20 protein-coding genes and 1 tRNA gene are annotated in these 25732 nt (G+C 62.3%); 9 read left to right on the top strand and 12 right to left on the bottom strand.

The window, feature by feature from the left end; all coding sequences use genetic code 11:
• Nucleotides 1–62: 62 nt before the first annotated feature.
• The 3 genes from F8O05_RS07795 to galU form a co-directional block, all read right to left on the bottom strand.
• Nucleotides 63–1469, bottom strand: coding sequence for an RAD23 family protein (locus F8O05_RS07795; protein ID WP_158052186.1), 1407 nt, complete (start codon nucleotides 1467–1469; stop codon nucleotides 63–65).
• A gap of 379 nt (nucleotides 1470–1848) precedes the next feature.
• A complete protein-coding gene (locus tag F8O05_RS07790; RefSeq protein WP_158052331.1) occupies nucleotides 1849–2496 on the bottom strand; it encodes a GNAT family N-acetyltransferase in 648 nt (215 codons plus the stop codon).
• A gap of 8 nt (nucleotides 2497–2504) precedes the next feature.
• Complete coding sequence (gene galU / locus F8O05_RS07785) at nucleotides 2505–3437, bottom strand: UTP--glucose-1-phosphate uridylyltransferase GalU (RefSeq protein WP_158052185.1); 933 nt, start codon at nucleotides 3435–3437, stop codon at nucleotides 2505–2507.
• Nucleotides 3438–3486: 49 nt separating this feature from the next.
• On the opposite strand from galU, the gene F8O05_RS07780 reads away from it, so the two are divergent.
• Both F8O05_RS07780 and mscL read left to right on the top strand, forming a co-directional pair.
• A complete protein-coding gene (locus F8O05_RS07780) occupies nucleotides 3487–4071 on the top strand; it encodes a 5-formyltetrahydrofolate cyclo-ligase (protein WP_192497086.1) in 585 nt (194 codons plus the stop codon).
• A gap of 90 nt (nucleotides 4072–4161) precedes the next feature.
• Nucleotides 4162–4566, top strand: coding sequence for a large conductance mechanosensitive channel protein MscL (mscL, locus tag F8O05_RS07775; RefSeq protein WP_158052183.1), 405 nt, complete (start codon nucleotides 4162–4164; stop codon nucleotides 4564–4566).
• Nucleotides 4567–4669: 103 nt separating this feature from the next.
• Here the strand turns inward: mscL and F8O05_RS07770 are convergent, their stop codons facing one another.
• From F8O05_RS07770 to F8O05_RS07760, 3 genes are read right to left on the bottom strand one after another with little or no spacing between them, the layout of a single operon-like run.
• Nucleotides 4670–6100, bottom strand: coding sequence for an MFS transporter (locus F8O05_RS07770; RefSeq protein ID WP_225735794.1), 1431 nt, complete (start codon nucleotides 6098–6100; stop codon nucleotides 4670–4672).
• A 37-nt stretch (nucleotides 6101–6137) separates the two neighbouring features.
• Entirely contained in the window at nucleotides 6138–6380 is a 243-nt protein-coding gene (locus F8O05_RS07765) for a hypothetical protein (protein WP_158052182.1), read from the bottom strand.
• Nucleotides 6381–6402: 22 nt separating this feature from the next.
• Nucleotides 6403–10797: a DEAD/DEAH box helicase gene (locus tag F8O05_RS07760; protein WP_158052181.1), complete on the bottom strand. Its 4395-nt coding sequence runs from the start codon at nucleotides 10795–10797 to the stop codon at nucleotides 6403–6405.
• 151 nt (nucleotides 10798–10948) lie between these two features.
• On the opposite strand from F8O05_RS07760, the gene F8O05_RS07755 reads away from it, so the two are divergent.
• Nucleotides 10949–11020 (top strand) — tRNA-Arg (locus tag F8O05_RS07755).
• Nucleotides 11021–11156: 136 nt separating this feature from the next.
• Here F8O05_RS07755 and F8O05_RS07750 read toward each other — a convergent pair.
• Complete coding sequence (locus F8O05_RS07750) at nucleotides 11157–12575, bottom strand: aldehyde dehydrogenase family protein (protein ID WP_158052180.1); 1419 nt, start codon at nucleotides 12573–12575, stop codon at nucleotides 11157–11159.
• Nucleotides 12576–12798: 223 nt separating this feature from the next.
• Between F8O05_RS07750 and F8O05_RS07745 the strand changes: the two genes are divergently transcribed.
• Both F8O05_RS07745 and F8O05_RS07740 read left to right on the top strand, forming a co-directional pair.
• Complete coding sequence (locus F8O05_RS07745) at nucleotides 12799–13308, top strand: SRPBCC family protein (RefSeq protein ID WP_192497085.1); 510 nt, start codon at nucleotides 12799–12801, stop codon at nucleotides 13306–13308.
• A gap of 164 nt (nucleotides 13309–13472) precedes the next feature.
• Nucleotides 13473–15836 carry an HNH endonuclease gene (locus tag F8O05_RS07740; protein WP_158052178.1) on the top strand — a complete coding sequence of 788 codons (2364 nt, stop codon included), beginning with the start codon at nucleotides 13473–13475 and terminating at the stop codon, nucleotides 15834–15836.
• Nucleotides 15837–16041: 205 nt separating this feature from the next.
• Here the strand turns inward: F8O05_RS07740 and F8O05_RS07735 are convergent, their stop codons facing one another.
• The 3 genes from F8O05_RS07735 to F8O05_RS07725 all read right to left on the bottom strand — a co-directional run bounded on the left by F8O05_RS07735 (nucleotide 16042) and on the right by F8O05_RS07725 (nucleotide 19099).
• Complete coding sequence (locus tag F8O05_RS07735) at nucleotides 16042–16539, bottom strand: HNH endonuclease (protein ID WP_158052177.1); 498 nt, start codon at nucleotides 16537–16539, stop codon at nucleotides 16042–16044.
• A gap of 403 nt (nucleotides 16540–16942) precedes the next feature.
• Nucleotides 16943–17971, bottom strand: coding sequence for a C40 family peptidase (locus tag F8O05_RS07730; RefSeq protein ID WP_158052176.1), 1029 nt, complete (start codon nucleotides 17969–17971; stop codon nucleotides 16943–16945).
• 444 nt (nucleotides 17972–18415) lie between these two features.
• Nucleotides 18416–19099 (bottom strand): metal-dependent transcriptional regulator, encoded by a 684-nt coding sequence (locus F8O05_RS07725; protein ID WP_158052175.1) that lies wholly within the window; start codon nucleotides 19097–19099, stop codon nucleotides 18416–18418.
• A gap of 104 nt (nucleotides 19100–19203) precedes the next feature.
• Here F8O05_RS07725 and serC point away from each other — a divergent pair, with 104 nt between their 5' ends.
• On the top strand, nucleotides 19204–20316 hold the full coding sequence (serC, locus tag F8O05_RS07720; RefSeq protein ID WP_158052174.1) for a phosphoserine transaminase: 1113 nt from the start codon (nucleotides 19204–19206) through the stop codon (nucleotides 20314–20316).
• Between the two features lie 55 nt (nucleotides 20317–20371).
• Here the strand turns inward: serC and F8O05_RS07715 are convergent, their stop codons facing one another.
• Together F8O05_RS07715 and F8O05_RS07710 are read right to left on the bottom strand one after the other, a co-directional pair.
• Nucleotides 20372–21310: a DUF3027 domain-containing protein gene (locus F8O05_RS07715; protein WP_158052173.1), complete on the bottom strand. Its 939-nt coding sequence runs from the start codon at nucleotides 21308–21310 to the stop codon at nucleotides 20372–20374.
• Nucleotides 21303–21686 (bottom strand): cold-shock protein, encoded by a 384-nt coding sequence (locus F8O05_RS07710; protein WP_158052172.1) that lies wholly within the window; start codon nucleotides 21684–21686, stop codon nucleotides 21303–21305. Before F8O05_RS07710 ends, F8O05_RS07715 begins: the two co-directional genes overlap by 8 nt.
• Nucleotides 21687–21872: 186 nt before the next feature.
• Between F8O05_RS07710 and F8O05_RS14770 the strand changes: the two genes are divergently transcribed.
• The 3 genes from F8O05_RS14770 (at nucleotide 21873) to F8O05_RS07700 (ending at nucleotide 25686) form a co-directional block, all read left to right on the top strand.
• Nucleotides 21873–22142 (top strand): hypothetical protein, encoded by a 270-nt coding sequence (locus F8O05_RS14770; RefSeq protein WP_192497084.1) that lies wholly within the window; start codon nucleotides 21873–21875, stop codon nucleotides 22140–22142.
• A gap of 8 nt (nucleotides 22143–22150) precedes the next feature.
• Nucleotides 22151–23902 carry a helicase-associated domain-containing protein gene (locus tag F8O05_RS07705; protein WP_192497083.1) on the top strand — a complete coding sequence of 584 codons (1752 nt, stop codon included), beginning with the start codon at nucleotides 22151–22153 and terminating at the stop codon, nucleotides 23900–23902.
• Nucleotides 23903–24045: 143 nt separating this feature from the next.
• Nucleotides 24046–25686: a DNA repair helicase XPB gene (locus tag F8O05_RS07700; RefSeq protein ID WP_158052170.1), complete on the top strand. Its 1641-nt coding sequence runs from the start codon at nucleotides 24046–24048 to the stop codon at nucleotides 25684–25686.
• Nucleotides 25687–25732 lie beyond the last annotated feature (46 nt).

Below are 25732 nucleotides of genomic sequence, written 5' to 3'. Positions count from 1 at the left end.
TCGATGTTCCATGCTAGTTCACCCCGAATGGGTGCATGAACATCTGCGTTGTGTTGCGCGCACTAGCCTGCACGTCGACGGCGCAGCACGCTGTCGAGATTCGTCAACTCGCCCTCGCCGTACTCCCCCACGAGCGCTTCCAAGTTGCCAACTTCCGACCATTTACCGCTCGAACTCACGGTGATTGGTTGGATGCGTTCTGCGGCCGGTGGTTCTTGTTCGGCGACCGCAGTCTGCTGCCCCATCTCCGCCGGTGTGGTTTGCTGCACTGCACCGACTGATGCGTGGTCATCTTGTGCGGCTCGGTTTGGCAGTGCGGGAATTTCGGCGTGGGTGGCGCGAAGCGCATTGGCCGACTTTCGTGCTTCTTCGCGGAGCAGTTCCATGATGTCGGCGTCGGTGACCTTTGGCCCATCATCCGGACCTTCTGGGTTCGTGGGCTGCGCTGTGGCGCGGTCAAGGTAGAGCGGACGCGGCACGGGTACGGGCGTCCAGCTCTCCTCGCTGGATGCTGCCGGGGCACTCTGCGAGGGCTCCACGTCATAGATCACCAATTCCTGCGGCGTCGGTGACACGCGAGCTTCCGGAACCGCTTCGGAGACCTGTCGCACCACGCTCTGCTGGCGCTGCGCTCGGGCCCGCAGCTGGGCTTGCCAGACCCGGTTAATCCGGGAGAGCATCCACACCGAGACACCGGTCGCAAGTAGGCCGAAGACCAATACCGCGACACCCCATCCGGCGGCAACACCACCGAGCCCCAGGGCCGCGACAACGAGGCCAAAGAACCCAACGAGCGTCGAGGTGAGTCGACCGCGACGTCGGCGGGCTGCGGCTTCCGATTCGGGTTTCGACCGGATTGCCGGCGCCTCGCCGGTCAAGCGACGTTCCATGGCGCGCACCGAACCGGAGGCGCCGTTGGCCCACCGATCAGCGGCGCACTGTCCCTCCGAGCGGAGTTCGGCCTCGCGTGCCTCCGCGGCTGCCGCAGCCGCACGAGCCCGTGCCGCAGCTTCCCGTCGTGCGTTCACGTCTGCCATGGCTTCCTCCGCTACCTTTCGTTCTTCTTCAAGTCTCGCCTCGCGGGCTTCGGCGGCAAGCCGCCACGCCTCCGCGCGCAGGTTTGACTCACGAAGCTCCTGCTCAGCGCGTGCCTTACCGAGCCGCGCCTCAACTTCACGTCGCTCGGCTTCGGCACGTGCTGCTGCGCGATGCGCCTCTGCCTCGATCTTGCGCACCTGCTTCAGTTCGCGCTGCTTTACCCGAACCGTACGGGCCTTCGCCTCAAGTTCAACTACTTCGGGGGTTTCGCTCGTGGCCGCCATTGCCCGCAGCGTTTGCTGTAGCCGGATGGCGTTGCGCTGTGAGGAGCGCGCGTTGTGCTCACGCACCCAGCCCGGGGCGAGGATTCCCACCCAGAGCAACGCGACCAGCACAAGCGCGATGCCGCTGGCTCCCCCAAATTCCCACATGCGGACAACCGTAGGAGTGATTGTGAATATTGTGACGATTGTGATTGGAGTGTCCGTCGTTCTGGGGAAAAATTCAGCTTGATCAGCAGAAATTCGAACCAGATTTCGAAATCCAATGCGCGCCCATCTCGACGCGAATTACCCTTCGCCTGCACGGGCAGCTGTGTCTCCGAGGCAGGTTGTCGCGTCGCCGAGACGTGCTGCTGCATCAGCCAAACAGCGAGCCGCGTCGCCCACACGTGCCGCCGCGTCACCGAGAGGTGCAGTCACATCATCGAGACGTGGTGCATTCACCGAGCCGTGGTGTTCTATCGCCCTGGCTCGGTGCGAGGACCCCGGCTCGACGGACCATCCGAGCGTGGTGGAGCACCTGCCTCGGCTAAGCATCCGAGCGCGGCGGGGTTTCCGGGTGCGCCGCCACCGATTCGTCAACTTGTCCGTCTCGCCAGCGGTTGAGAATGCCGCGCGGCACTTCTTCCCGCACGAGCGCGAAACAGTAGTGGTCTCGCCAGTCTCCATCGATATGGATGTATCGATTGCGTCGCCCTTCGTATCGAAAACCAAGTTTTTCTACGATCCGCAGCGAAGGGTGGTTTTCCGGGCGAATGCAGATTTCCATTCGGTGCAGACCGATGGTGTTAAAGCAGTAGTCCGTCACTGCCGCGACCGCCGCCGGGGTATAGCCGCGTCCGGCCACCGATTGCGCAACCCAGTACCCGAGTGATGCGGAAGAGACCGCGCCGTATTGAATGTTGGAGACCGTGAGCTGGCCAACAATTGCGCCGTCCACCTCCAAGATGAACGGCATGGCGGTGCGTGCCGACGCCTGATCGAGCAGGGACCGAATCGACCCGCGCACATTCCATCGGCCGCCGCCGCCGGGAAGCGTCGCTTCCCACGGCTGCAGCCACGGGCGATTCTCGAGCAAAACCCGCTCAAGTTCGCGAGCATCCCGCGTGCGAATACTGCGGATGCGCAATTCACCGTCGTCAATAGTCGGCACGAAAGGTGCCCCGTTACTCAACATCAGCGCCTCTACCGTGTGTTCGGGAGAGTTCTCACGTACTCCTGAATCCATTCACTTACCTGCTCGCCAATCTCGGGATGCGCCACCGCGAGTTCGATGTTCGCCTTGAGGTAGTCAAGCTTGTTCCCGGTGTCGTAGCGGCGACCGCGGAAGATCACGGCGATCACGCCACCAAAATCTTCGCGGCGCGCGGCCAGCTCTTGCAGCGCATCCGTAAGCTGGATCTCTCCGCCGCGCCCCGGCGCGGTTCGCTTGAGCACCTCAAAGACCTCCGGGCGCAGCACGTAGCGGCCGATAATCGCGTAGTTCGACGGTGCAAGTTCGGGCGCTGGCTTCTCAACGAGTGCGTCGACCCATACCGCAGGCCAGGCGTCGCCTTCATTCGCTGTTTCGAATTCGCCGTTCACCTTACTCGGCGCAACAACGCCGTAGGAGGAAACCTGTTCTTCGGGCACCTCCTGCACGGCAATGACGCTCGCGCCGGTTTTCGCGTGGATTTCGAGCATCTCGCGCAGCAGTTCCCCGTCATCGTCGATGATGTCGTCACCCAGCAGCACCGCGAAGGAATTGTCACCTACGTGCTGGTGTGCGCGCAGCACTGCGTGGCCGAGCCCGAGCGGATCCCCCTGCCGTAGATAGTGGACATCCGCAAGATCCGAAGCGTGCCGGACGGCATTGAGTCGTGCATCATCGCCGCGCTGCTTGAGTGCCGTTTCCAGCGCCGGTACCCGGTCGAAGTGGTTTTCAAGCGGCGTCTTGTTCCGCCCGGTCACCATCAGCAGGTCGCGAAGATTCGCGTTCACCGCTTCCTCAACGACGTATTGAATTGCCGGTCGATCAACAACCGGCAGCATTTCCTTCGGGATTGCTTTCGTCGCCGGCAGGAATCGCGTGCCCAGTCCAGCCGCAGGAATTACTGCCTTCGTCACCTGTGAAGTCATGATGGGGATACTACCCGGCAAAATGGTCGCGTCGACGTACCCTGGCCTCATGCTCGAAACAGTGATCGCCGAGAAGAAGCGTCTGCGCGCCCGCGTTCGCGAGTTGCGAGCGAGACGCAAGGCTGCCGATATCGCTGCGTTGGCGGCCCCTGTGGCGGATGCATTACTCGCGCTCGTGCACGAGCATCGCGCCCGTCGGGTGGCCTGTTTTCTGTCGTCCCCGGTGGAGGTCCCCACGCGGGATTTCCTTCAACGAGCCCGCGATCACGAGATTGAAGTGCTGCTGCCGGTTGCCAAACCCGAGGGCAGACTCAAGTGGGTTTTGGATACGGGAGCAGAGCGCCAGCATCCACTGCTGCGGGTACCCGAGCCGGTGGGCCCCACTGAACCGGGGGATGCTTTGGCCACGGCGGAGCTGATTATTGTGCCCGCAGCGCTCGTCGACCGGCAGGGTTATCGGCTGGGGTGGGGTGGTGGGTTCTATGACCGAGCGCTTGTGGGTCGAACGGTACCGGTATTCGCGCTGGTTCATGAGGATGAAGTGGTGGATGCTGTGCCACGGGAATTACATGATCGGCCGGTCGACGGAATTGTGACGCCCAAAGGACAATTTCAGGTTGAAAGCGCGCAATAGTTCTCGAGTTGGTTGATTTTGGAGGCAGGCCCGTGACTATGCTGTGCCTGCGTTTACCCAATTAGATCTCAGTGAACTGAAGGAGGAGCTGTGAAAGGCTTTAAGGAATTTATCGCTCGCGGTAATGTAATTGACCTCGCCGTAGCCGTGATTATCGGTGCGGCATTTACGTCGATCGTGGATGCCCTCGTTGGCGGCATCTTCGATCCGCTGATTGCAGCACTCTTCAACGCTGACGCCATCGCAGACGCGACGCTCCAGATCGCCGGCATCAACTTCGGTATCGGTAGCGTTATTGCCGCAATTATTAACTTCCTGCTGATCGCGGCCGTGGTGTACTTCTGCATCGTGCTGCCGATCAACAAGTTCAACGAGAAGGCCTACGAGCGCAAGCACGGCCACAAGCCTTCTGAAGAAGAGGCCGAGGTTACCGAGACCGACCTGCTCACCGAGATTCGCGATCTGCTCGCAGCGCGCGAGGGTCAGGGAAAGTAATTCCTGGCAATCCTCGCGAAGGCGAAATTCCCCGTTGCACGATCCGCTGTGAACTTTGCAACGGGGAATTTTCTTATCCGGCGACGGTCCCGCGCGGCGTAGTTTACCCCTTCCGTGCGGCCTGCTTGACCGAATCGGGCAGGGTGTCCTTAGCACCAATCCAGGCGAATGCCGGGATGAGCAAAATTACGGCCCCGAGCACGAAGGTCCATTCGTATCCGGCGAAATCAATGATCAGCCCCGCGATGATCGGTCCAATAATTTGGCCAAGGTCCTGCGTCATTTGATAGCTGCTGAGCGCTCGGCCGCCCGAGCGTTCACGACCAATAATGTCGGCCATCGCGGCTTGTTGCGTGGGCGCACAGAGGCCCGAACCGGCACCACCGATCGCACTGACGAGCAAGACATACCAGAGGTCCGCACCGAAGGTGAGCGCGAGCAGTCCCAAGCTCGCGACGATCAATCCCGCGATGATCAGCGGCTTGCGTCCGAGTCGGTCGCTCGCGCGTCCCGACCACTGCAGGGCCAGCACATTGCCCACGGCATTTGCCGCCACAACCGCGCCCGCCGCCCAGGGCTCGTCGTTGATGATCTGACTCACAAATAACGGCACTACCGCGGCGCGCATACCAAAATTCGCCCATCCATTCGCAAAGCCAAAGGTAAGCGAAGCCCGATAAGCGGGAACGGCCAGAGCATCCCGCATCAAGAAGGGCGGTAGGCGCTTCTTCAGCATCGCCGCGGAACCGTCTTTGCCGTCATTTCGACCAAGCATGAAGCCGACAATGGCAGCCGCGACCAGCAGGGCCGCGCCATAGACAATGAACGGCACGCGCAACCCCATTTGGCCGAGGATGCCGCCGAAAATTGGACCCGAAATATTGCCGATGAGGAACATCCCGCCCCAAAGCGAAGATATCTTCCCGCGCAGGGACGGTGGGGCGAATTTCACGATCATTGACGATGAGGCGATCGTGAACATCGCCGAACCAATCCCACCGAGTCCGCGGAAGATCAGCAATTGCAGATAGTCGCCCGCGAACGCCGTCGCGAAGCTTGAACCGGCGACAATAATCAGCCCCAGCACGTAGATGGTTCGTTCGCCAATTCTTTCCACGAGGGGCCCCGCGAACGGTGCGGTGACGAGGCGCATAAACGCAAACGCACTGACCACGACGGACACGAGCGTCGCACCCACATCGAAGGAATCGGCATATTGCGGCAGCACGGGCACCACCAGACCAAAGCCCACGGCGATAAAGAAGGTGGCGCTCAGCAGCAACCAAATTTCGGCCGGGATGCGTTCCGGTGCGATTTCCTTCGGGCTCGGCAGCGGCAACATGCTGGTTTCGAGCGAAACTAATTCGCGTCGCGTTTCGATGCGGTCCTGCTTGCAGCTTTCGCCGACGGTCACCTCGCCGCCAGGTGCGTCGCGTTCAGGTATGCCGTTACTGGAGACCGCAGGTTCAGGCGTGTCGCGATCAGTCGTGTCTCGTTCGGGAATTTCACGCTCGGACTTATCACGCTCAGACATGTCGCGCTCCGGAAAATCGCGCTCAGACATATCGCGCTTAGACATTGTGGGGTGGGATATTCTCGCGCAGCCGGTCATCGTTCGAGTCGACGGTATCTTCTCGAATGTTTAGGCCTTCATTATCCTGCACGGTCCGCTCACCCCAGGCATCGAGTCGGTCTTCAGCAGCTGCGACGGCACGGATGGTTTCCGGTCGCCCAACGGTTGCCGGGAATTTCTGTGGGGTGGGGTCAACACCGGGCTGAGGTGCGGTGCGTACACGACGTGGTTGACGTGCCATTTCTCTCTTATGTTCCTGCGCGTTACTCCGGCGTTTGCGCGGACGTGGCATTCCTCGGGTTGCTGATCGCTGTCTCACTCAATTCGATGCTGTCGTCCTCGTCACCGTGGCCGCCGGCATCCTGGGGTTGCGTCGTTGCTTCAGACGCAGACACTTCGTCTAACGCGGCCACCGGGTCGGAAAATTCCTCCGCGGCAGAGTCTTCGGCGTCGAATTGATTGGGGCGACGCGGTACCGAGCTGCTGAGCGCGGTAAGTTCGCCCTGAGACTGAACCGTATCAGCATCCGTCCCGTCGGTGATTTCGCCAGCAATCGGCTCGCGTTCTTCCGGCATAGGCACTTCGAGCGCGACCGCAATTCGACGGGCCACCGATTCGGGATTGGCAAACAGCTCAAAGGCGTGCACGCGCAGGTAGTACCACCCAAGCCGCTTGAGCAATTCGGGGCGCAGACGGAGGGATTCGCGCAGCGTGGTGACGCGTCCCGCCGTGGTCACGCGACCCTCGAGATCAATCGCAATCGCGCGATTGCCATAGGATGCGGCCAGCGGAACGCGCCCTCGATAGTCCAGGGCCACGTGCATCCCGAAACTTCCGAGCCGTCGCGCGAGGTCAACGAGCATCGGTGTGCGCTGCTCATCCAACGGCGCCGAAGCGCCCGGACGTTCGGTGCGCTCCGCCAGCTCGGTGAGGATTTGCGCCAGGCCAATGGCCCCGGCGGACATCCGGTTGATATCCATCTGATCAGCGCGCACGCAGGTGACGATCACGAGGGATCGACGTGCGCGTGTCATCGCGATCGCGAGGGCCTTCTCGCCGAGTGGGGTGCCGAGGATGCCGAATTCGGACAGCACCCGCCCGTGCGGGGTGATCCCGTACCCGAGTGAGAAGATCACGCGATCGCGTGACTGTGCGGCGGCACCTTCGATCGTGGTCACCACGAAGGGCTCATTGCGCGGTCGGGTGAAGAAATCGGTGACATCCGCGCGCTTCGACACTGCGGACCACACCGCCTGCTCGACACGCTGCACGTGCGCCGCGGAGGCGCTCACCACCATCAGCGACTCGCGCGTGCGACGCAGCGCGTGGTCGACGACGAGTTCCACGACTCGCGTAACCTCCGCATCCGTGGCTTCGACCGCACCCGAGTCTTGGTCGGGAAGTCCCGTGCCGCCTTCGACGTAGGAGTACGTCAGGGAGGAGTGACCGAGGAACGCGCCCGCCCAGGGCATGGATTGCATCCGGCCACCGTAGAAGCGCTCGTTGACGAGCTCGGCGAGGTCCTCTCCCCCGGCCCGGTAGGAACGCGTGAGCGAAATTGTCGGGAGGAACTCGGCGAGCCGAGCATAGGCCGAATCGGCTTCCAGGCGCGCCAGTTCCGCGGCATCCACGCTGTGCAGCTCACGCTTTTGGTCGAGCATGGGCTTGACCCCGACCGTGAACGGTGAGGGGAATTGCGTAACCGGATCACCGAAGGCCACGACCTGCTTGGCACGCCGAATCGCGCCCACCGCTTCGGCTGTGGAGAATGCGGCGGCGTCGACAAGCAGCACCGTGTCAAAGCGGATGCGATCATCAATCCGCGGGACATCGTAGGGAGTGGCAATCCACACCTGTGCGAGCGTGCTGGCTATCGGGCCCGCGCGATTGACCAGTCGGGTTGCCGATACGCCACTGTTGCGCAGCAATTCGCGCAGCGCCTGCGCACCGTCTGATTCGTCCACGAGCGCGACCTTCCACGCCTGTGCGAGCTGCCACGCCAGCTGTTGCGCGCTCGACTCGGTGTGGGCCTCGTCCACCACGCGGAAATCTGCCTCGAGTCTCGTGAGCACGCGAGTATTCGCGTTCAGCAGCGCCTTTTCAGTAGTGAGCTGCTCTTCCAGCACGGATTGCCACCAGGCGAGTTCAAGCTCATCCCCGACAACCTCGGCTTCGAGGTGGCGTTCGGCGAGGTCATCGAGCAGACCGCCGAGCCCATCTGCGTGGAGCTGTTCGCTCAGCTGCAGGCGTTCCACCGCGTTATCGAGCACTTCGGATTCCGCCGCAAAGCCATCCAGTCGCTCATCGAGCTCTTCAAGCGGGGTATCCGCGAGGGCGACCTCACCGACATCGGTGAGGGCATCATCCACGGTGCGCATGAGCGCCGAAATCTCGCGCCACTGGGTGCGCGCCTGCTCGATACCGATTGGCACATTGGGCTGTGCCGCATCCTGCACGTAACGGTGCCACAGGATGCGTTGCCGCTGCACGTATTTCAGCGACTCGTGCAAATCCGCGATGGGCGTTCCCGGGCGCACGTATTCGCGCGCGAGATTGCGCAGTTCGCGGCGGCGAGCGTTCGGAATAGTGGAGTTTGGGTCTCGGCGGGGGCTCGTCGCGTCGATGAGTTCCGCGAGTTCCGCATCGAACACTTCGGGTTTGAAGCGATCTAGCGTCTCGCGGATATCCGCGAGCAGGCGCAGATAGACACCAAGTTCCGCATAGGTTTCCGGCATCCGCAGATTGGTCTGCGTGACGATTTTCAGCCCCTGGTCGATTGTCTCGCGGGTGCGGCCATCGGCAAGCGCGACGGCGGCACCGTGGACCTGCGAAACATCTTCGGTGGAGCCGAACTGCACGGCATACCAGGGCGAGTCCTCGGGACCAAAGCGGAATTGGCCGAGTTCCCCGAGCTCGCGCAGTCGCTCCGCGATGGCTTCCCGATCTGATTTATTCGCGAGCCGAATGAGCACCTCTCGCTCAAGCCGAGCGGTGGTTGACGGTGGGATATCGAGCAGCTCGAGCCGGCTCAGCGCCTCCAGCACATCCAGCGGTGAGACGCCGAATTCAGGAGTTGGGCGGCTCAAAGCGCTGCGATAGTCCGCAAGGACGTGACGCAGCCGCACGAGGGCGTCATCAAGGTCGGCGGTGTTGGGACGTTCGGCGCGCTCGTTGCGGGTGATCCCGGCGATGAGGTCGCGGCGCAGGGTGCGCGGCGAGACCGCGAGTCCGTCGAGGCCGGTCTGCTTCAGGCGGGCCCGGATCGCTCGCGTGGATGCGGACCGGGGCGAGACGACGAGCACCCGGCGACCGCGGTCCACCAGTTGGCCGATCGCGTTCACCACGGTCTGGGTGACGCCCGTACCTGGGAGCGCTTCCACCACGAAATTGGAGCCGCCCAAGATGGTGTCGACCACCCGCTCCTGCTCGGTGTCAGCATCCAGCAGCAGTCGATCGCTCGAGGGGTCGCGCCGATCGGGGTTGACGCTTGTTTCGGTGTGCATGGCGGCGCCGAGCTGATCGCGCGCACCGGGGTGACCGGCGAGCGCATCCAGCACCGCGTGATTGAGCTGCTCGGCATCCGCCAGCATCGCTTCGGAGACTTCCGCGAAGGTGGCTACGAGGGCGCGCGAGTCGATATCGAATCCGGGCAGGATGCTGCCGAGTTCGCGTAGACGGTCGAAGGCGTCCTCAGGGAAGAGCGTCGCGTCGGGGCCGGCGAGGGCCATGAGTTCACTCGCGCGCAGCGTGACGCCATCCTCATAGAGTGCCCGCAGCAGGGCCGCATTCGGAGCGAGGGCACCGGTGAGCTGTACTTCATAGTCGCGACCCACTCGACGAAGCGCCGCCGCACGCAAGAAGATCGGCGCGTTCACTTCGCCGTTATTCGAGGTCCATGAAGCGAACCCAATGGCGAGTTTGACGGTGTTCAACCCGCGACTAGCTTCGAGCTCGATGCCTTTTTGGGCCACGAGCATCGCGGAGTCGAGCGCGTTGCGGAACGCAAGCGGTTCGCGCAGCAGACTCGAGAGCTTCACCGGGCGTCGCGAGAGCAGTGGCGCAATCCCGGAAGGATGCGCGGTAGACAGGTCGATGTAGGTTCCGCGACGACCGCGGAAGGTTCGTTGTGTGGCGTGCCCGCCGAGCGACTCGAGTTCAGCCCGCCAGCGGTTCTGCGCTTCGGTGAGCGATTCGCCGAGCGGCTGCGGGCTTGCGTGCTTCTCCCCTGCTTCAGGCTCGCTGCCTGTGGTTGACTCGCTGCTCGCGGTTGAGACGGGAGGCGCCATGGCTTCCTTGTGCGACTCCTGGGCGAACTGTGAAGCGTCGAGCGGTTGTGCGGGGATGCTCGTGATGGGTTTGGTCGCCGGTTTTACGGTCGAACGTCGTGCGGGTTCCGGGGTTTCGGCTTCCTCCGCAGCGGTGTCATCCGTCCTGGTGGGAGCAAAGGGCGAGGATGCGCTGCTCGGGTTCGAGGCGCGAGTCTCTTTAACTTGGTCGAGCCAGCGGGAGGGGTCTTCACCGACGCCAACGCCCTCGTCGAGTTCGAGGTTTTGGTTGCGGTATATCTCTTCGGTGTCCTGCGTCGGAGCAGCGTTATCCGCCTGACCTCGATCGTTCTCGGCCTGACTATTGCTTCGCTTACGGAAAAACCCCCACACGCTCTTCAAGATAGGGGAAGAGCACCGTTGAATCGCTCACCCCGCGGGAGTTTCACGCATCCTCTGGAAGAATTCAGCCCCAAACGGGCTGTACGATAGCGGTTGCATGTCTTCCGACCCGGCACTCGAAGCTGTCGGTCCGACACGCGTTGCCTCCGTAGCTCAGTGGATAGAGCATCCCTCTCCTAAAGGGTGCGCGGGAGTTCGATTCTCCCCGGGGGCACTTTTGCGGTCTGAATGTCTCGGTCTGTGGTGCTCCCAAATACGCAATTTGGCGGTCAGCCTCTGGGACCGACCGCCAAATTGCGGAGCGTATGCGGCGAACAATGACCGCGTGCTGGGTTATTCGCCGCTAGTAATTACTTGTTGACGGTGATCACGTGCGGCTGCGCGACAGCCTTGAGACCGTCTGCGCCGAACTCAAGGCCGTAACCCGAGGACTTCGCACCACCAAAGGGGATGCGCGGGTCAACACCACCGTGGCCGTTGATCCAGGTCGTACCTGCTTCGAGGCGCTTGGCAACCTCTACCGCTGCGGCGGTGTCGGTGCCCCAAACCGAGGAACCGAGACCCACGTCGACGCCGTTAGCCCACTCGATAGCCTGGTCAACATCGGAGTACTTGATGATCGGCAGGGCCGGGCCAAACTGCTCTTCGGCAACAAGCGGGTTGTCGTTGTCAATGTCGGCCACGATCGTGGTCGGGTAGAAGTAGCCGGGCTGGTTTTCGTCGGGGTTACCGCCGAGCGCAATGCGGGCGCCCGACTCGCGAGCTGCCTCGACTAGCTTCGAGACGACCTCGTACTGGCCCTTGTTCTGCAGCGGACCGAGCACGTTCTGCTCGTCAAGACCGTTACCCATCGGCATGTTCTTGGCGACCTCTACGAGCGCTTCGACAGCGGCGTCGTAGTCGTTTTCGTGCACGTAGAGGCGCTTCAGCGCGGCACAGGTCTGACCGGTGTTGATGAAGGCTCCCCAGAAGAGGCCTTCGGCGATCGCCTTCACGTCGGTACCCGGCAGCACGATGCCGGCATCGTTGCCACCGAGTTCAAGGGTCAAGCGCGCGATCGAGTCGGCGGCGTCACGAGCGACAATCTTGCCAACCTCGGTCGAACCGGTGAACATGACCTTGCCGATCTTCGGGTGGCTCGACAGGGCGGCGCCCACCTTGCTGTTCGCGGGAACAACGTTGAGCACGTCGGCCGGAAGCACCTCGTTCATCACCGCGGCAAGACCGAGCACCGAGAGTGTGGTCGAGCTGGCGGGCTTTGCGACGACGGTGTTCCCCATGCGCAGCGAAGGGGCCCACTGCCAAATCGAGATCATCATGGGCCAGTTCCAGGGGCTGATTGCACCGACGATTCCGATCGGGTCATAGTGCATCTCGGAGCGGACGTTGTCGTCCTCGACGATGACCTCGGGCTCGAGTTCAAATGCGGCGTTCGCGCGCAGCCATGCGGCGCAGGCACCCACTTCAAAGCGCGCGTTCGGGCCGTTCAGCGGCTTACCCTGTTCGCGTGAAAGCAGTACCGCGAGGGGCTCTGCTGCTGCCTCAATCGCATCCGCTGCCTTGTTGAGGTAGTCGCTACGCTGCGCGTGCGAGAGCTTGGCCCAGTCGACCTGCGCAGCTTCCGCACGGTTTACCGCGTCCTCAAGCTCTTCGGCGGTGGCCACTGGAACGCTTGCAATTACTTCCCCGGTGGCGGGGTCGATGGCATCACGGCCCCCGTTCTCGGCCTGAATTGCGGAAAGGAGTTCATCTACAGAGTTGAACGACATTGAGGTTGACCCTTCTCTTCATTGAGCGCGGCGGCATAACGACCAGCGCCAGGTGAACTCACCGTATGTGAACCCTCCGACACCCTCAAGCGCATCCGACCGAGGCGGCGCGCTAAGACAACGCAAGGGCATTCCTGGACAATTCCGGGACACTCTGACAAGGGTTTTCTCACCCTGAGCGTGGATGCGCTCTACGCCGGGCCCGCTTCGTACACTAGGGAGCATGCCGCATTCACTCGAAGCCACCGCGACCGTAACCCTCTCCCCCGAAGAAGCGTTCGCGCTCGCACACACCCTCGGCGCGGATCGTATTGCCTGGGATAGTCACGTGGAAAAGCGAATGCTGCTCGGGGACGCGCGATCAATCGATCGCGGCGTCAAGGTATTTGAACGGGTCAAGGACGGCCGGCGCGTGATCCTGGAATATGACGTTTGGTTCCCAGGGCAGCTCTCGAGCAATCGAATGGTCAAGGGCCCGTGGTGGCTCGCGAGCTACGGTGAGGGCTGGCACTTCCACGAGACAGCCGGCGGAACCAAAGTGACCTGGAAGATCACCTATGAGCACGCCGCGAAGGTACTCAGTGATCAACTCGGTGCCGTGATGAAGCTTTCGTTTAAATCCGAGTTGGATGAGCGGATGGCAGATTTTGTTGCGGCAAGCCTCGACGCTGCTCTAGTGCGGGATGCAGTTTCGGGGCAGCTTCCGAAATTCGCCCGGCATCGCGACCGATAGGGATTGTGGCCACTTGTTTGGCGAGACGCTCGCCAAACAATCGCTCATCACCGCATTCGAAACTCGAATCTCTATTCGATAACAGAGAGGACAGCTTGTAGCTAATCTATTCGACCTCTTGTAGGGTTGGTAGTAGTAACCAGCCCTGTGGGAGGTGATCCACCATGACCGTGTCCACCGCAACGTTCCCATTCGATGACGATGACGCGTTCGATGCCGAGCGCGGGTTCGATGGTGCTAGCTTCTCCCGCGCCTTCGACATTTCCAGGGATCCCGATTCCAGTACGCAGGATTCCGGCGCGCAGGATTCCGGCGACAAAAACGTACCCTCCGATGCGACTGCCGACACACCAGCCAGTAGCGCGACGATCGGTGACGGTGACCTCGCCCGCTTACTCGCGTCGTTCACCCACCTCACCAACGCCTATACCCGCAGCTTTCCACTCTCCACTGGCGCGCTCGAAGATGACCTCGAAACCGCCCCACAGAACACACTCTTCGATCTTGTCGATGCTGCCTCGTCCGTGAACCGGCAACTGTCCGCGATGCTCGCCGTAATCGCCCAAGAACTCGCCCACCGGTGCCGAGGCGAGTTACTCTCCGAACGACTCGACTTCCAATACGGCTACCGCTCCACGCCCCAGTTCATCGCGGACTGTCTCCAGCTCGAACGCCGCGACGTGTACGCACTCACCAAGGTTGGAAAAGCCATCATCGGCGAGCGCTCCCTCACCGGCGAACGCCTCCCCGCGAAAGCCGAGCTCGTCGCCGACGCCGTCCGCTCAGGAGACCTCGGGTTCGCGCATGCAAACGAGATCGTGCGCACCACCGAAAAACTCCGCAAAAACCCGAAGGTGGACCCGGACGAGATCGATGAAAGCGAACAACTCTTAGTCGATATCGCCTGCGACGGGCTCCCGCTCCCCGAGTTTCGCAGCGCGATCGCGCACCTGGAGGGGTATGTGAACCCCGACGGGCTCGCCCCAACCCTGGAAGCACAACGCCAACAACGCGGGTTGAGCTTCCGCACGATGGCGGACACCGGCATGTTCCACGTGAATGGCAAGTTCGACGCCGCCGACGGCGCCTATATTCGCCATGCCCTCGAAGCGGTGGTGACGGGCACGTTGCGTGCCTGCCGAGGCCACAACCATCCCAACCCTGCAAGTGCCGACCAGCCCGTTGCTGCTGGTGCTGCCTCCACCGCGCCTACTGGGACTGCCGCGACAGCTGCGGGAGAGGACACTCCAGCCAGCGACACACCAGTGGTCAGCGACGCGCCAGAAACCAGCAGCGATCCTTCGGGTACTGCCACTGACACCAACGTGGGTGCCGACGCGGGTGCCGACGCGGGTGCCGACGCGGGTGCCGCGGCCGGCGCCGCTGCTCCCAATACTGCGGGGCTTGAATCCGCAGCCAGCGCGGCGACAAACCCCGCGCCGGAGTACCTCAGTGAAGACACCCCGTTCCCTGACGCGAGCTTCCGTTACGACCTCGCCAAAGACCCCTACCGGCGAGACCAAGTCGCCGTCGAAACCAGAACAATCCCGCAGATCCAGGCCGACGCGTTCGTTGACTTCGCAAAACACGTCATCGGCTGCGATCTCGCCAACCTCCCCGGACCGTCCACGAGCGTGGTCGTGCGCATGGGATTGGAAGACTTCCTCCCACCCGATGCCCTCACCGAGCTCGCCCCACCGAGCACACTCACTGAGACCAGACCCGAGGCGACACTCGACACCGAGGCAACTGCCGACACCGCAGCGCCGGCTACTGCGGATGCGCCTGCTGGTCCTGTACCCGCAGCTGCCGAACCTTACCGGTGCCCGGCAGCTGACACCCCAGCCGATCCTGACCGCACGGAGCACGACTCAGCCGAAGCGTTCCGCCACCAACCTCCCGGCAACTGCACCAGCAGCAGCCACACAGACGTGGGCTATCCCTCGCGGGTGCATACCCGGATCGCGACCATCGACGGACACTGCGGCGGCACAATCATCGACGTCGGAACCGCCCGCATGCTCGCCGCGGGTGCCGGAGTGATCCCGATCGTGCTCGGGCCGGACTCGATCGTGCTCGACATGGGCCGCGAAGTACGATTGTTCACCCGCCAACAACGCCAGGCGCTGGTTGAACGTGACGGGGGCTGCGCGTTCTGCGGCCTCCCGCCCGGGATGACCGAAGCCCATCACATCGCCTACTGGAACGCCCACGAGGGCGCCACCGATCTCGACAACGGGATCCTGCTGTGCTCCTCCTGCCACCGGCGGGTACACGCGGGCTGGGAAATTCGAATCGTGCACGACCCCGCCACCACCAAGAACGCTGCACTGAACGCAATCCGAAAGGGCGGCGGGACGGTGTGGTTCATTCCACCCGCCAACGTCGACCTATCCCGAGAACCACGGTTAGGTGGTCGGAAACGGTTCGATCTGGGCTATCGGAAAGCCCATCCACCGGTGCCGATCCCGGGGTACGAGAACGCGTCCTGGAGCAACCGCGGCCCAACCTTCCGACCCAAAGGCTAGCTAACGATGGGCATGAGCGAGTACGCGTGGGATTCAAGCTCACGCATCTGCGCTAACGGTCCGCTCAGGCTACCTCTTCGGCGCATCTCGCACATCTCATCTGGCGCTGCCTGTCTCCGCAATCCGCCACCGCAGCCTGACTATTCTGCCTGCCACCGCGGCCTGACCACGCTGCCTGCCTACGCGGCCTGACCACGCGGCATGCCTATGCTGCCTGCAAATAAGCAGCCCACGGTGCACTAGCCACTTGTTCGGCAGCCCGCAAATGCCAACGCTGTGGTGCAGGGGCAGCCGGACGGCGACGCAGTCGCCAGCCCATCTCTTCCGGCGTCCGATCGCCCTTGACGTTATTGCACCGCAGGCAACAGGCAACGAGGTTCTCCCAAGAGTCACGGCCACCCCGAGAACGCGGGTGCACGTGATCGATAGTGTTAGCAAAGGCATCGCAGTAGCCACAGCGGTGGCTATCACGTCGCAGCACTCCCTTGCGCGACACCGGCTGCTGGCGCGCCATCGGGATGCGCACATAGTGACGCAAGAGAATCACCTGCGGCCGCGCATGCTCCTCACACATGGAACGCAATGGCTGAGACTCATCAGCCTCAAGAACCGATGCCTTTCCCCCGAGCACGAGCACCAGCGCTCGACGGTCGGACACAATCGAAATCGGCTCATAGCCGGCATTTAGAACGAGGGTGCGCATACGGTTCCTTCCCTGGGGCCCCGTGGCTCGAGGCTTGCTGCGGAAACAGAGAACGGCACCGTCAATAGACGGTGCCGGAGGAATGCCTCGGGACGAACACTACGGTGCTCCCCCATGGGCAAAGCCATGTTTATCACGTGGAAAAAATGACGCTCAAACCCACTGCAGGCACCCGAGCAGGCGCACACAACCCTGGTGGGGTTGGTCTCGACGACTCGCATGATGCCTCCACGTCCTTGGTCTGGCGTGCTGCAAGCGATAGTACTCCCGTTCGGAACCACAGCGGTGTATTTCTCTGATCTCGTCACGAATAATTCACTCTGAAGTTCACTACCTGTCACAGCCCGGAAAGCAGCAGAACGCCCCGCAACAGCGAGGCGTTCTGCAAAATTCATGACTGAACTTAGATGCGCACGAAGTAGTGCGAGTCCCAGTTGATGCCGCCGTATTCAATGCTGCGACCCCAGTCGGGTGAGTGCACCATCTGACCGCCACCAACATAAATACCGACGTGGTAGCCGTTACCGAATACAACGAGGTCGCCGGGCTGCGGGTCCGATACAACGGTGCCCATGGCCGCCTGGCTGTTAACGCCCCAGGGCAGTGAAATACCGTGCTGTGCGTAGACGTAAAGCACGAAGCCCGAGCAGTCCCACGCACTGGGAGTGGTTCCGTGGCCGTACATACCCTGCCCGACCCAGCTTTCGGCGGTCGCTGCAATCGTTGCACCGGGTGCCGAGGGCTCATAGGAGGCCGACGAAGTGCTGGTCGAACTCGAAGATGAGCTGCTCGATGACGAAGACGAGGACGATGAGTCCGATTCCGAGTCGGTGGACTCTTCAACGGGAGTCTCGACAACAACCTCGGTGGCAGCTGCCTGAACGACCGAAGCGTCGAAGCTCTCAATCGAGGTCGAGCTAGCGTCCACCTCGATCGGTGCCGGGGTGACGACCTCAGCGGCTTCTTCAACCGCGTCTTCCGGCAGTTCCGAAGCATCCTTCGTGGTCGCCGAAAGCAGGTTGGCCTGGTGGTCATCGGCAGCAACGTTTACGCCCTGCCCACCAACGGTGGTGAGTGCGGCAGTTGCAAGAGCGGTCACCGATGCGGCGGCGGCAAAGCCACCGGCAACACGTCGACGTCGCTGCGCAACCAGTGCGGCGGGACGAGCAGCGCGAACGGTGAGGCTGCGAGCGTCAAAAGCTGCGGGGATTTCAACCTCATCCTCGGCAAGCGGTGCAGAGACGCGCTCAACGAGTTCGGTCGGGAGCACTGATACCAGCGCGTCCATTTCATTGCGCTCGATTTCGCCGGTGTCCTTCGGAGCGCCCGAAGGCACGAAGCCCGCGATGGGACGAACACCGGTGCGGCGCTCAATCTCACGAGCCTGGCGACGAGTAAGCGGCGCAGTGCCGGTCAGCGTGGTTTGTTCCAAAGTTCGACCCTCCACGTCGCCCGGCTATCGCCGCCCGCCCCACAAAGTGCTGTGGATGAACAATGTCGAGGAGCGGGATTGCGACGCCCCGACATGATCTGAACACGGATGTGTTCGTCGATAGCTACGAGCGTAACGAAAGATCTCGGAAATGTCACGTCTTGGTGACGAAAATCTTACGGATTTATAACGAGGACAGTTTTGCTATTGAGTTTGCGCGGATCAGATCCGCAAAGCCCGAGATCCGGACCGGCCCTTTCCCGCAGAAATGCGGGTCAGAAACCTGGTTGTGAAAGCAACCTCGACAACACTACACGAATTCCAAAGAGTTACAGAATCGTGCCAAGCATCAGCAACTCTTGCGCCAGAGTCCAAAAATCGGGCCCGAAAAAGGCGGGAAACCCGACCATGCTCCCAGCTCTGCATTACTTCGGGGCACAGACGCTACTTCGAAACGTAGATGTGTTGGGCCGCTTCACGCGGAATGATGACTCCAGCATTTCGTCCAACCACCGTCACGATGAACCGCTGCCCCGCGTTTTCAATCGTGATGGATGCACCGGGGAAGACTCCCCCACCATGCAACATTGAGAGTAGGTCGAGATCCGCTTGAACCGGCTCACCGAGGCGACGCACTTCCTGCGGCCCAGCATCCACCGCGACATCGCTGAGCGCCTGGACACCTTCAAGAAAGGAATCCCGAGCCGACTTACTGTCATCCCCAGAACTCGGGATTGGGGTGCCATAAGGCGAATGAGTGGGCTGGCCGAGCAAATCAAAGATACGTTCTTCGGCCTCATCACTCATGACGTGTTCCCACCGGCAGGCCTCATCGTGTACCTGCGAGAGATCCAGACCAATCACATTGGCGAGGAGTGACTCGGCGATGCGATGCTTCCGCATCACCCGCGTTGCCTTTTCACGACCCTCTTCGCTCAGCACCAGACGACGATCGGGAGCGACCTCCACGAGCCCGTCACGCTCCATCCTGGCGATGGTCTGCGAAACCGTGGGACCGGAGTGCCCCAACCGTTCCGAGATCCGCGCGCGCAGCGGGGTGATGCCTTCTTCCTCGAGGTCAAGAATGGTCCGCAGGTACATCTCCGTTGTGTCGATGAGATCCGCCACGTCATCCCCTCCCTTCTTCGCATCGTCAATCGAATACATCGCGCATGAGCGCCAACTGCAAGCCTACAGATCAGAAACCGCACAATCGCTCTAGGCTGGTCGACATGACCGAAATTCGTATTCCGGCTGACCTCCTCCCCCAAGACGGGAGATTCGGATCCGGCCCTTCGCTTGTGCGTGCCCAGCAGTTTGACGATCTCTTGAATCGCGCCACCACCGTGATCGGTACCTCGCACCGGCAACAGCCGGTGAAGCAGCTTGTCCACGATATCCGAGAAGGCATCGCACAGCTGTATCGAATCCCCGATGGCTACGAGGTTCTCCTCGCAAATGGTGGCGCCAGCGCCTTTTGGGATGCGGCCGCATTCGGATTGATTGAACAGCGTGCACAGACTGCAGTATTCGGCGAGTTCGGTGGCAAGTTCGCCAAGGCCGCGGCAGCTCCATGGCTTTCGGCACCGGATGTTCGCGAGGCTCCGGCCGGTTCGGTCGCCCATTTGGAACCGGCCGAGGGCATCGACCTCTACGCAACCCCGCACAACGAGACATCCACCGGTGCGATGGTTTCAGTTCGGCGTGTCGCCGCAGAGGGCGCTCTGACCATGATCGACGCCACGAGTGCGGCAGGCGGTATCGACGTCGACCTCTCAGAGACCGATGTCTATTACTTCTCACCGCAAAAGAACTTTGGTTCGGACGGTGGCCTGTGGCTTGCGATTGTGTCGCCAGCTGCAATCGAGCGCATCGAGCGCATCGCTGCCTCGGATCGGTACATTCCCGAGTTCCTGAATCTCAAGCACGCGATTGATAACTCGCGGAAAGATCAGACGCTCAATACGCCGGCAGTCGCATCCCTGTCGTTGCTCGAGTCGCAGGTTCGTTGGATGAACGACAACGGTGGTCTCGAATTCGTGGATGCTCGCACCCGTCAGTCTTCAAACTTCCTCTACGAGTGGGTCGCTCACAACCCGTGGTCGAACCCGTTCGTAAGCGAAGAGGAATACCGCTCGCAGGTAGTTGTCACGATTGATCTCGATCATTCGGTCAACGGCAAGGCCGTCACCTCGATTCTGCGTGAAAACGGCATCGTGGATATCGACCCCTATCGCAAGCTCGGCCGAAACCAGCTGCGGATCGGCACCTTCGCATCGGTGGATCCGCTGGATGTCTCGAGTCTGGCCGACTGCATTACCTACGTGGTCGAACGACTCGACTAAGAGGTAGTCGCAAAAACGCAGCGCCCCCGATCTTAAAGTCGGGGGCGCTGTTCGTTCAGGATGCGCTATCCGCGGCATCCGCTTCGGTCGCGGTGTCATCGTCATCTTCAAACGTGACGCCGTCGAGCACCTCATCCATTTCTTCGGCATAGTCGCGGATGTCCGCAGCTACCGGCAGGGTGGCGCTGGACTCAGTTGCCCGGTCCGCTGCCGCCTCCGCCTCGTTTGTTCGCGCCGCCTCGCTCGCGTGCACAGCCTCGCTCGCGTGCAAAGCCTCGCCCGCTTGCACAGCTTCGCTCGCGCCTGCTTCCGCCGCCGCATCGCTGGATGCAGTTCCATCCGTCGAGGCTTCGGCCTCGGTACCGGAGTCAGCAGCGGTGTTGTTCGACTCGCCGCGACGACGCAGCCGGGTGCGGGTGCGTTTGCGGGTGCGCATCCGCGGGGCCGCGGGGGCTTCTTCCTCAGTAGCAGCGTCAGCTTCCGGAAGTGGGTTGCCGTGCGAATCGTGCGTGGCGCGGAACCGGGCCAGTCGCTTCGCCCAGGGCACCCACTCGGGCGCGAGCAGCGCATCCTCACCCGGAAGCAAGCCGCACTCGAGCACGGTCGGCGCCTCGGCCCCGGCGACCTGCGTCATCGTGACCGTCCACCACCAGTCGCGGAACCCCGGTGAATGAGAGACAAACCGCAGCGAGAAAATCTCGTCGTCTTCGGCCACCGCCTCATGAAAATCACCGACGAAGTTGAACTCGGTGATCTCGTATAGGGCTGTCTTCCCAATTTCGATCGCCGTCGCGAGTTCTTCGGCGCTGAGGTCGGGAGCACGCTTTACGGGGAGGTCCTCCGCAGTGCCCTCCTCGACAGCACCGTTCTCGGCGGCACTTTCTTCGACAGCGCTGCCCTGGACGGAGCTACTCTCAACAGCACTGCTCTCCCGGGCCGCGCTATCCGGCTCGACTTCGGCAACGGGCTCGCTGCTTGGGGTGGACTCAGGCATCGAGGTCGTCTGCCACTCGGCGCAGCATCGCTGCGATCTTGCTGCCGGTCGAGGCCGGCGGGTACTGGCCTCGACGCAACTGCCCGCCAACCCTATCGAGCACCTTCACGAGGTCCTCCACGATGACTGCCATGTCGTCAGCCGACTTGCGCTTCATTTTCACGACCGAAGCTGGCGCATCCAATACGCGCACCGAAAGTGCCTGGGCGCCCTTTCGACCATCGGCGATGCCGTATTCGAGTCGGGTACCGGACTTGAGCGCAGTCACTTCCGGTGGCAGCGCGGTGACGTGCAGGAAGACTTCCTGACCGTCATCACCCTGGATGAAACCGAATCCCTTGTCAGCGTCATAAAACTTCACCTTGCCCGTTGGCATGGCACATCTCCTTGTGCGCTCTCAACTCGATGAGCGCGTCGTCCTTACTCATGGAAAACTTGGTTGGTGGAGCGTCGTGGCCCACTCGCGCACGCGACATGCACGCGCGTAACGCGGGGCCGATCTCCAACCTCAGCAGTCTACCTGGCAACCCATGTCGGTAACCGAGTCGACTAAGCTGGTTCGGTGACCACTTCGCAGAACGAAATTGAAGCCTCATTCGCCGAGCGCCTGCTCGCCTATCTCACCGTGGGCGTGGCGGGGCTGTCGTTCATTGCGTTGTTCACCGTATTGCTTGCACCACTGTTCGGAGTTGACTTCGCGGTCAGCGACTCCTGGCTCTGGCCCACATGCGTCTTCATTGCCTATTGGGGCTTCCCGCTGGCGCTCATCCTGCTCATAGTCTTCGTGATTTGGCGCGTAATCGCCAACCGGAAAGCGCAAAAGAACCTCTAGCGCGTCCCGTGTCTTCAGTCCCCGATTCGCTACGCATTCTGGCTTCGCTCCGAACGCTCGATGAGCGCGGATTCGCACGACTGATCCACGACCGCAAAGTCAATGCGCGGGGCATCGATGACCTCCTCGATCTTGCCGAATGGCTCGAGGCTCCCAGCAATATTGCCGCGGCACTCGGCCGCCTCGATTGGCCGACGCTGCGTGGCCTGCGCCTTGGGAATGTGGATGCACTCAGCCGCGCGGCGGACCTTCAGCTTGCGATCGGCGAGGGCGCGGAGCGTTCGCTTTTGCCTGTGGCCGCGGAACAGTTGGCGCAGTTGCTCCCCGAGGTACCCTCGTATTCGCAACTGGCAGCCAGCCAAGACGCCGACGAGAGTGTGACACCGGCGGCGGGAACCGCATCCGCCCAGCACATTGCGCAACTGGCAAACGACGCCCTCTGGCTACTTTCCACTTCCCCGCGCCTCGTGCGTCGCACCCGCGAGCACGCTCGGCTCAGCGGCGTCGAAATCCGTCGACTTTCCGCGGAGCTCGAAACCGATTCCGCTGTCGTCAGTGCGCTGTATCGCTGGTTGCACGCGGCAGAGCTGATCACGCCGCGTGGGGACCTGTGGCTATTGACGCATGCCGGAGCGGAGTTTTGCTCGCTCCCGGTCAGCACGCGGTGGCGCACGCTCGTGCAAGCCTGGCTGCGAGAACTCACTATTGAGCGGCTCGCCACGCTCCGGGAGTCGTTCGGGCGGGATGCCGCCGAGGCACCGAGCAGTTTTGACGAGGATGACACTGCCGAGGTGACTCTACCGAATGCCATTGCGGCGCAGCTCGCCGCGGCGGCCGCACTCGGCATCGCCGATCGAGGTTGGCTCACCCCGCTCGGTGGTTTCGTGCTCGATGACGATCTGGCTGCCGCCACCGAACTACTCGAACACCACCTGCCCGAAGAAATCTCGCAGGTGTATGTTCAGCCGGATCAGACGATTCTTGCGCCCGGGCCGCTATCCGGAATTCTCGACCAGCAGCTGCGACGGGTCGCGGACCTGGAGCGTCGTGCCCTTGCCAGCGAGTATCGCCTCACCTCGGCCTCGCTCATGCGTGCATTGAATGAGGGCATGGGCGAAGCGGAAATCCGCTCGTTCCTCGACACTATCTCGCTCACTGGCATTCCCCAACCGGTGGACTATCTCATCAGCAGTACCGCGGCCGCACACGGACGAGTTCGCGTGCAAGCTGCGGATTTCGGTACGGGCCTTGCCACCCGAATCGTGGTCGCGGACTCGCAATTGCGCGATACGCTCGCCGTAGACACCGCCCTCGGCACCCTCGCGCTTCGCCCGAGCGGAGCAGACCTCCTCAGTCGCGTCTCACCACATGTTGCGCATGCGGCGCTCTTGGATGCGCGCTATGCGGCGATCCTGGAAGACGAGAACGGCCAGCCGCTCCCCCCTCACGATCAACAGCTCGCCGAACCACAGCATCCCGAGCCCGGGCCGATCGCCGCTCGAGCCGCGGCGAACCTCGCCGAGCAGGCCGCTGCGAGTGATCACGCCGATGACCGGCTCACCTGGCTGCAGCGTCGGCTCGAGATCGCCCGCCGCAATCGCGCGGAGGTGCACGTCTCGATTGAAGTGCCCGGGAAGGATCCGGTCTCGCTCGGGCTGGTGCCCCTCTCTGTTGGGGGCCAGCGGCTGCGCGCGCTCGATCTGGACGCCGATGTTGAGCGGACCCTTCCGATGCGCTCCATCCTCGCCATCGATGACTGAGTTTGCCGGACCAGGCGCTGTCTTCGTGCTTTCTACACCAGGATGGCGACTTTGCCGGCACCGCACAGTCCAGCCGCAGGTCTGCGGGCTCCGTTCGCGCTGAGCGCGACTGTGCCGCATCCGGGTCGGTACAATTAACCCTTATGGCTCTTGGACCTCTCATTGTGCAAAGCGACCGAACCGTCCTGCTGGAGGTCGCGCATCCCGACGCCAATGATGCCCGTCACGAACTCGCAATCTTCGCCGAGCTCGAGCGTGCTCCCGAGCACGTCCACACCTATCGGATCACCCGGCTCGGCCTGTGGAATGCGCGGGCAGCCGGGCACACCGCCGATGAAATGCTCGAGACCCTGAATAAGTACGCCAAGTTCCCGGTGCCAGATTCGGTGGCCTATGACCTGCGCGAGACAGTTGACCGCTACGGCAAACTCGTCATTGACCGCGATGACGAGGGCCTCGTCATCCACTCCGATGACGAAGCCATCATTCGCCAGATTGCGACCAATAAGAAGGTCGCCCCGATGCTCGAGGCGCCAATCCACGGTGGCTACCGGGTACAGGATTGGGCCCGCGGTTCGCTGAAGCAGCAGCTCGTGAAGCTCGGTTGGCCTGCCGAGGACCTCGCTGGATACACCCCCGGCACGCCCCACGAGATCGACCTCAATGAGGACGGCTGGTCCCTGCGTGAGTACCAGCGGGATGCCGTGAATAACTTCTTCGAGGGTGGTTCGGGCGTCGTGGTACTCCCTTGCGGAGCGGGAAAAACCATCGTCGGGGCCGGGGCGATGGCCGCTGCCGACACGAACACCCTCATCCTCGTGACCAATACCGTCTCGGCACGGCAGTGGCGTGCCGAATTGCTGCGCCGCACCTCCCTGACGGAGGACGAAATCGGCGAGTACTCGGGAGACACCAAAGAGGTCAAGCCCGTCACGATTGCGACCTATCAAATCCTCACGGCGAAGCGAAAGGGAGAATATGCGCACCTTTCACTGCTGAACGCGCTCGACTGGGGGCTGATCGTGTACGACGAGGTGCACCTGCTGCCGGCACCGGTGTTCAAGCTCACCGCTGACCTCCAGGCCCGCCGACGCCTCGGGCTCACTGCGACGCTCGTGCGCGAAGACGGCCGCGAGAGTGATGTGTTCTCGCTGATCGGTCCTAAGCGCTTCGATGCTCCCTGGAAGGAAATTGAAGCGCAGGGATTCATTTCCCCCGCCGAGTGCTTCGAGATCCGCGTGGATCTGCCCTACGAGACGCGGATGGAGTACGCTTCCGCCGCCGATGAGGACCGCTACCGGATCGCCGCCACTGCTGAGGCCAAGCTCGAGGTGATGAGGCACATTGTCGAAAAGCACCGCGAGGAGCGCATCCTCATCATCGGGCAGTACCTCGACCAGATCGATCAGGTCGCCGAAGAACTCGGCGTCCCGAAGCTTACCGGCCAGACCCCGAATGCCGAGCGAGAGGAGCTCTACGAGGCCTTCCGTAACGGGGATGCACCGATTTTGGTGGTCTCCAAGGTCGCGAATTTCTCCGTGGATTTGCCGGATGCTTCGGTCGCGATCCAGATTTCGGGCTCCTATGGTTCCCGGCAGGAAGAGGCGCAGCGACTGGGCCGTCTGCTGCGGCCGTCCTCGACAGGCGTTTCCGCATCCTTTTACACGATTGTTTCGCGCGAGACCGTCGATCAGGACTTCGCGCAGAATCGCCAGCGTTTTCTTGCCGAGCAGGGCTATGCGTACTCGATCCTCGATGCGGAATCGCTCACCGCGGCGGTGTGATCGCACACCGAACACCTCGCAGCGGCTTCAAAGCCGTTTTGAAGTC

The organism is Gulosibacter chungangensis (assembly GCF_008831155.1).
In the GTDB taxonomy this organism is placed as follows: domain Bacteria; phylum Actinomycetota; class Actinomycetes; order Actinomycetales; family Microbacteriaceae; genus Gulosibacter; species Gulosibacter chungangensis.
Note: the sequence above shows the minus strand (reverse complement) of the source record. Positions and strands in the feature narration are given on the sequence as shown.

Coding starts and splice junctions, on each gene's coding strand:
- F8O05_RS07795 (WP_158052186.1), bottom strand. CDS start 1,469: ATGTGGGAATTTGGGGGAGCCAGCGGCATCGCGCTTGTGCTGGTCGCG.
- F8O05_RS07790 (WP_158052331.1), bottom strand. CDS start 2,496: ATGTTGAGTAACGGGGCACCTTTCGTGCCGACTATTGACGACGGTGAA.
- galU (WP_158052185.1), bottom strand. CDS start 3,437: ATGACTTCACAGGTGACGAAGGCAGTAATTCCTGCGGCTGGACTGGGC.
- F8O05_RS07780 (WP_192497086.1), top strand. CDS start 3,487: ATGCTCGAAACAGTGATCGCCGAGAAGAAGCGTCTGCGCGCCCGCGTT.
- F8O05_RS07770 (WP_225735794.1), bottom strand. CDS start 6,100: ATGTCTGAGCGTGATAAGTCCGAGCGTGAAATTCCCGAACGAGACACG.
- F8O05_RS07765 (WP_158052182.1), bottom strand. CDS start 6,380: ATGGCACGTCAACCACGTCGTGTACGCACCGCACCTCAGCCCGGTGTT.
- F8O05_RS07750 (WP_158052180.1), bottom strand. CDS start 12,575: ATGTCGTTCAACTCTGTAGATGAACTCCTTTCCGCAATTCAGGCCGAG.
- F8O05_RS07745 (WP_192497085.1), top strand. CDS start 12,799: ATGCCGCATTCACTCGAAGCCACCGCGACCGTAACCCTCTCCCCCGAA.
- F8O05_RS07740 (WP_158052178.1), top strand. CDS start 13,473: ATGACCGTGTCCACCGCAACGTTCCCATTCGATGACGATGACGCGTTC.
- F8O05_RS07735 (WP_158052177.1), bottom strand. CDS start 16,539: ATGCGCACCCTCGTTCTAAATGCCGGCTATGAGCCGATTTCGATTGTG.
- serC (WP_158052174.1), top strand. CDS start 19,204: ATGACCGAAATTCGTATTCCGGCTGACCTCCTCCCCCAAGACGGGAGA.
- F8O05_RS07715 (WP_158052173.1), bottom strand. CDS start 21,310: ATGCCTGAGTCCACCCCAAGCAGCGAGCCCGTTGCCGAAGTCGAGCCG.
- F8O05_RS07710 (WP_158052172.1), bottom strand. CDS start 21,686: ATGCCAACGGGCAAGGTGAAGTTTTATGACGCTGACAAGGGATTCGGT.
- F8O05_RS07700 (WP_158052170.1), top strand. CDS start 24,046: ATGGCTCTTGGACCTCTCATTGTGCAAAGCGACCGAACCGTCCTGCTG.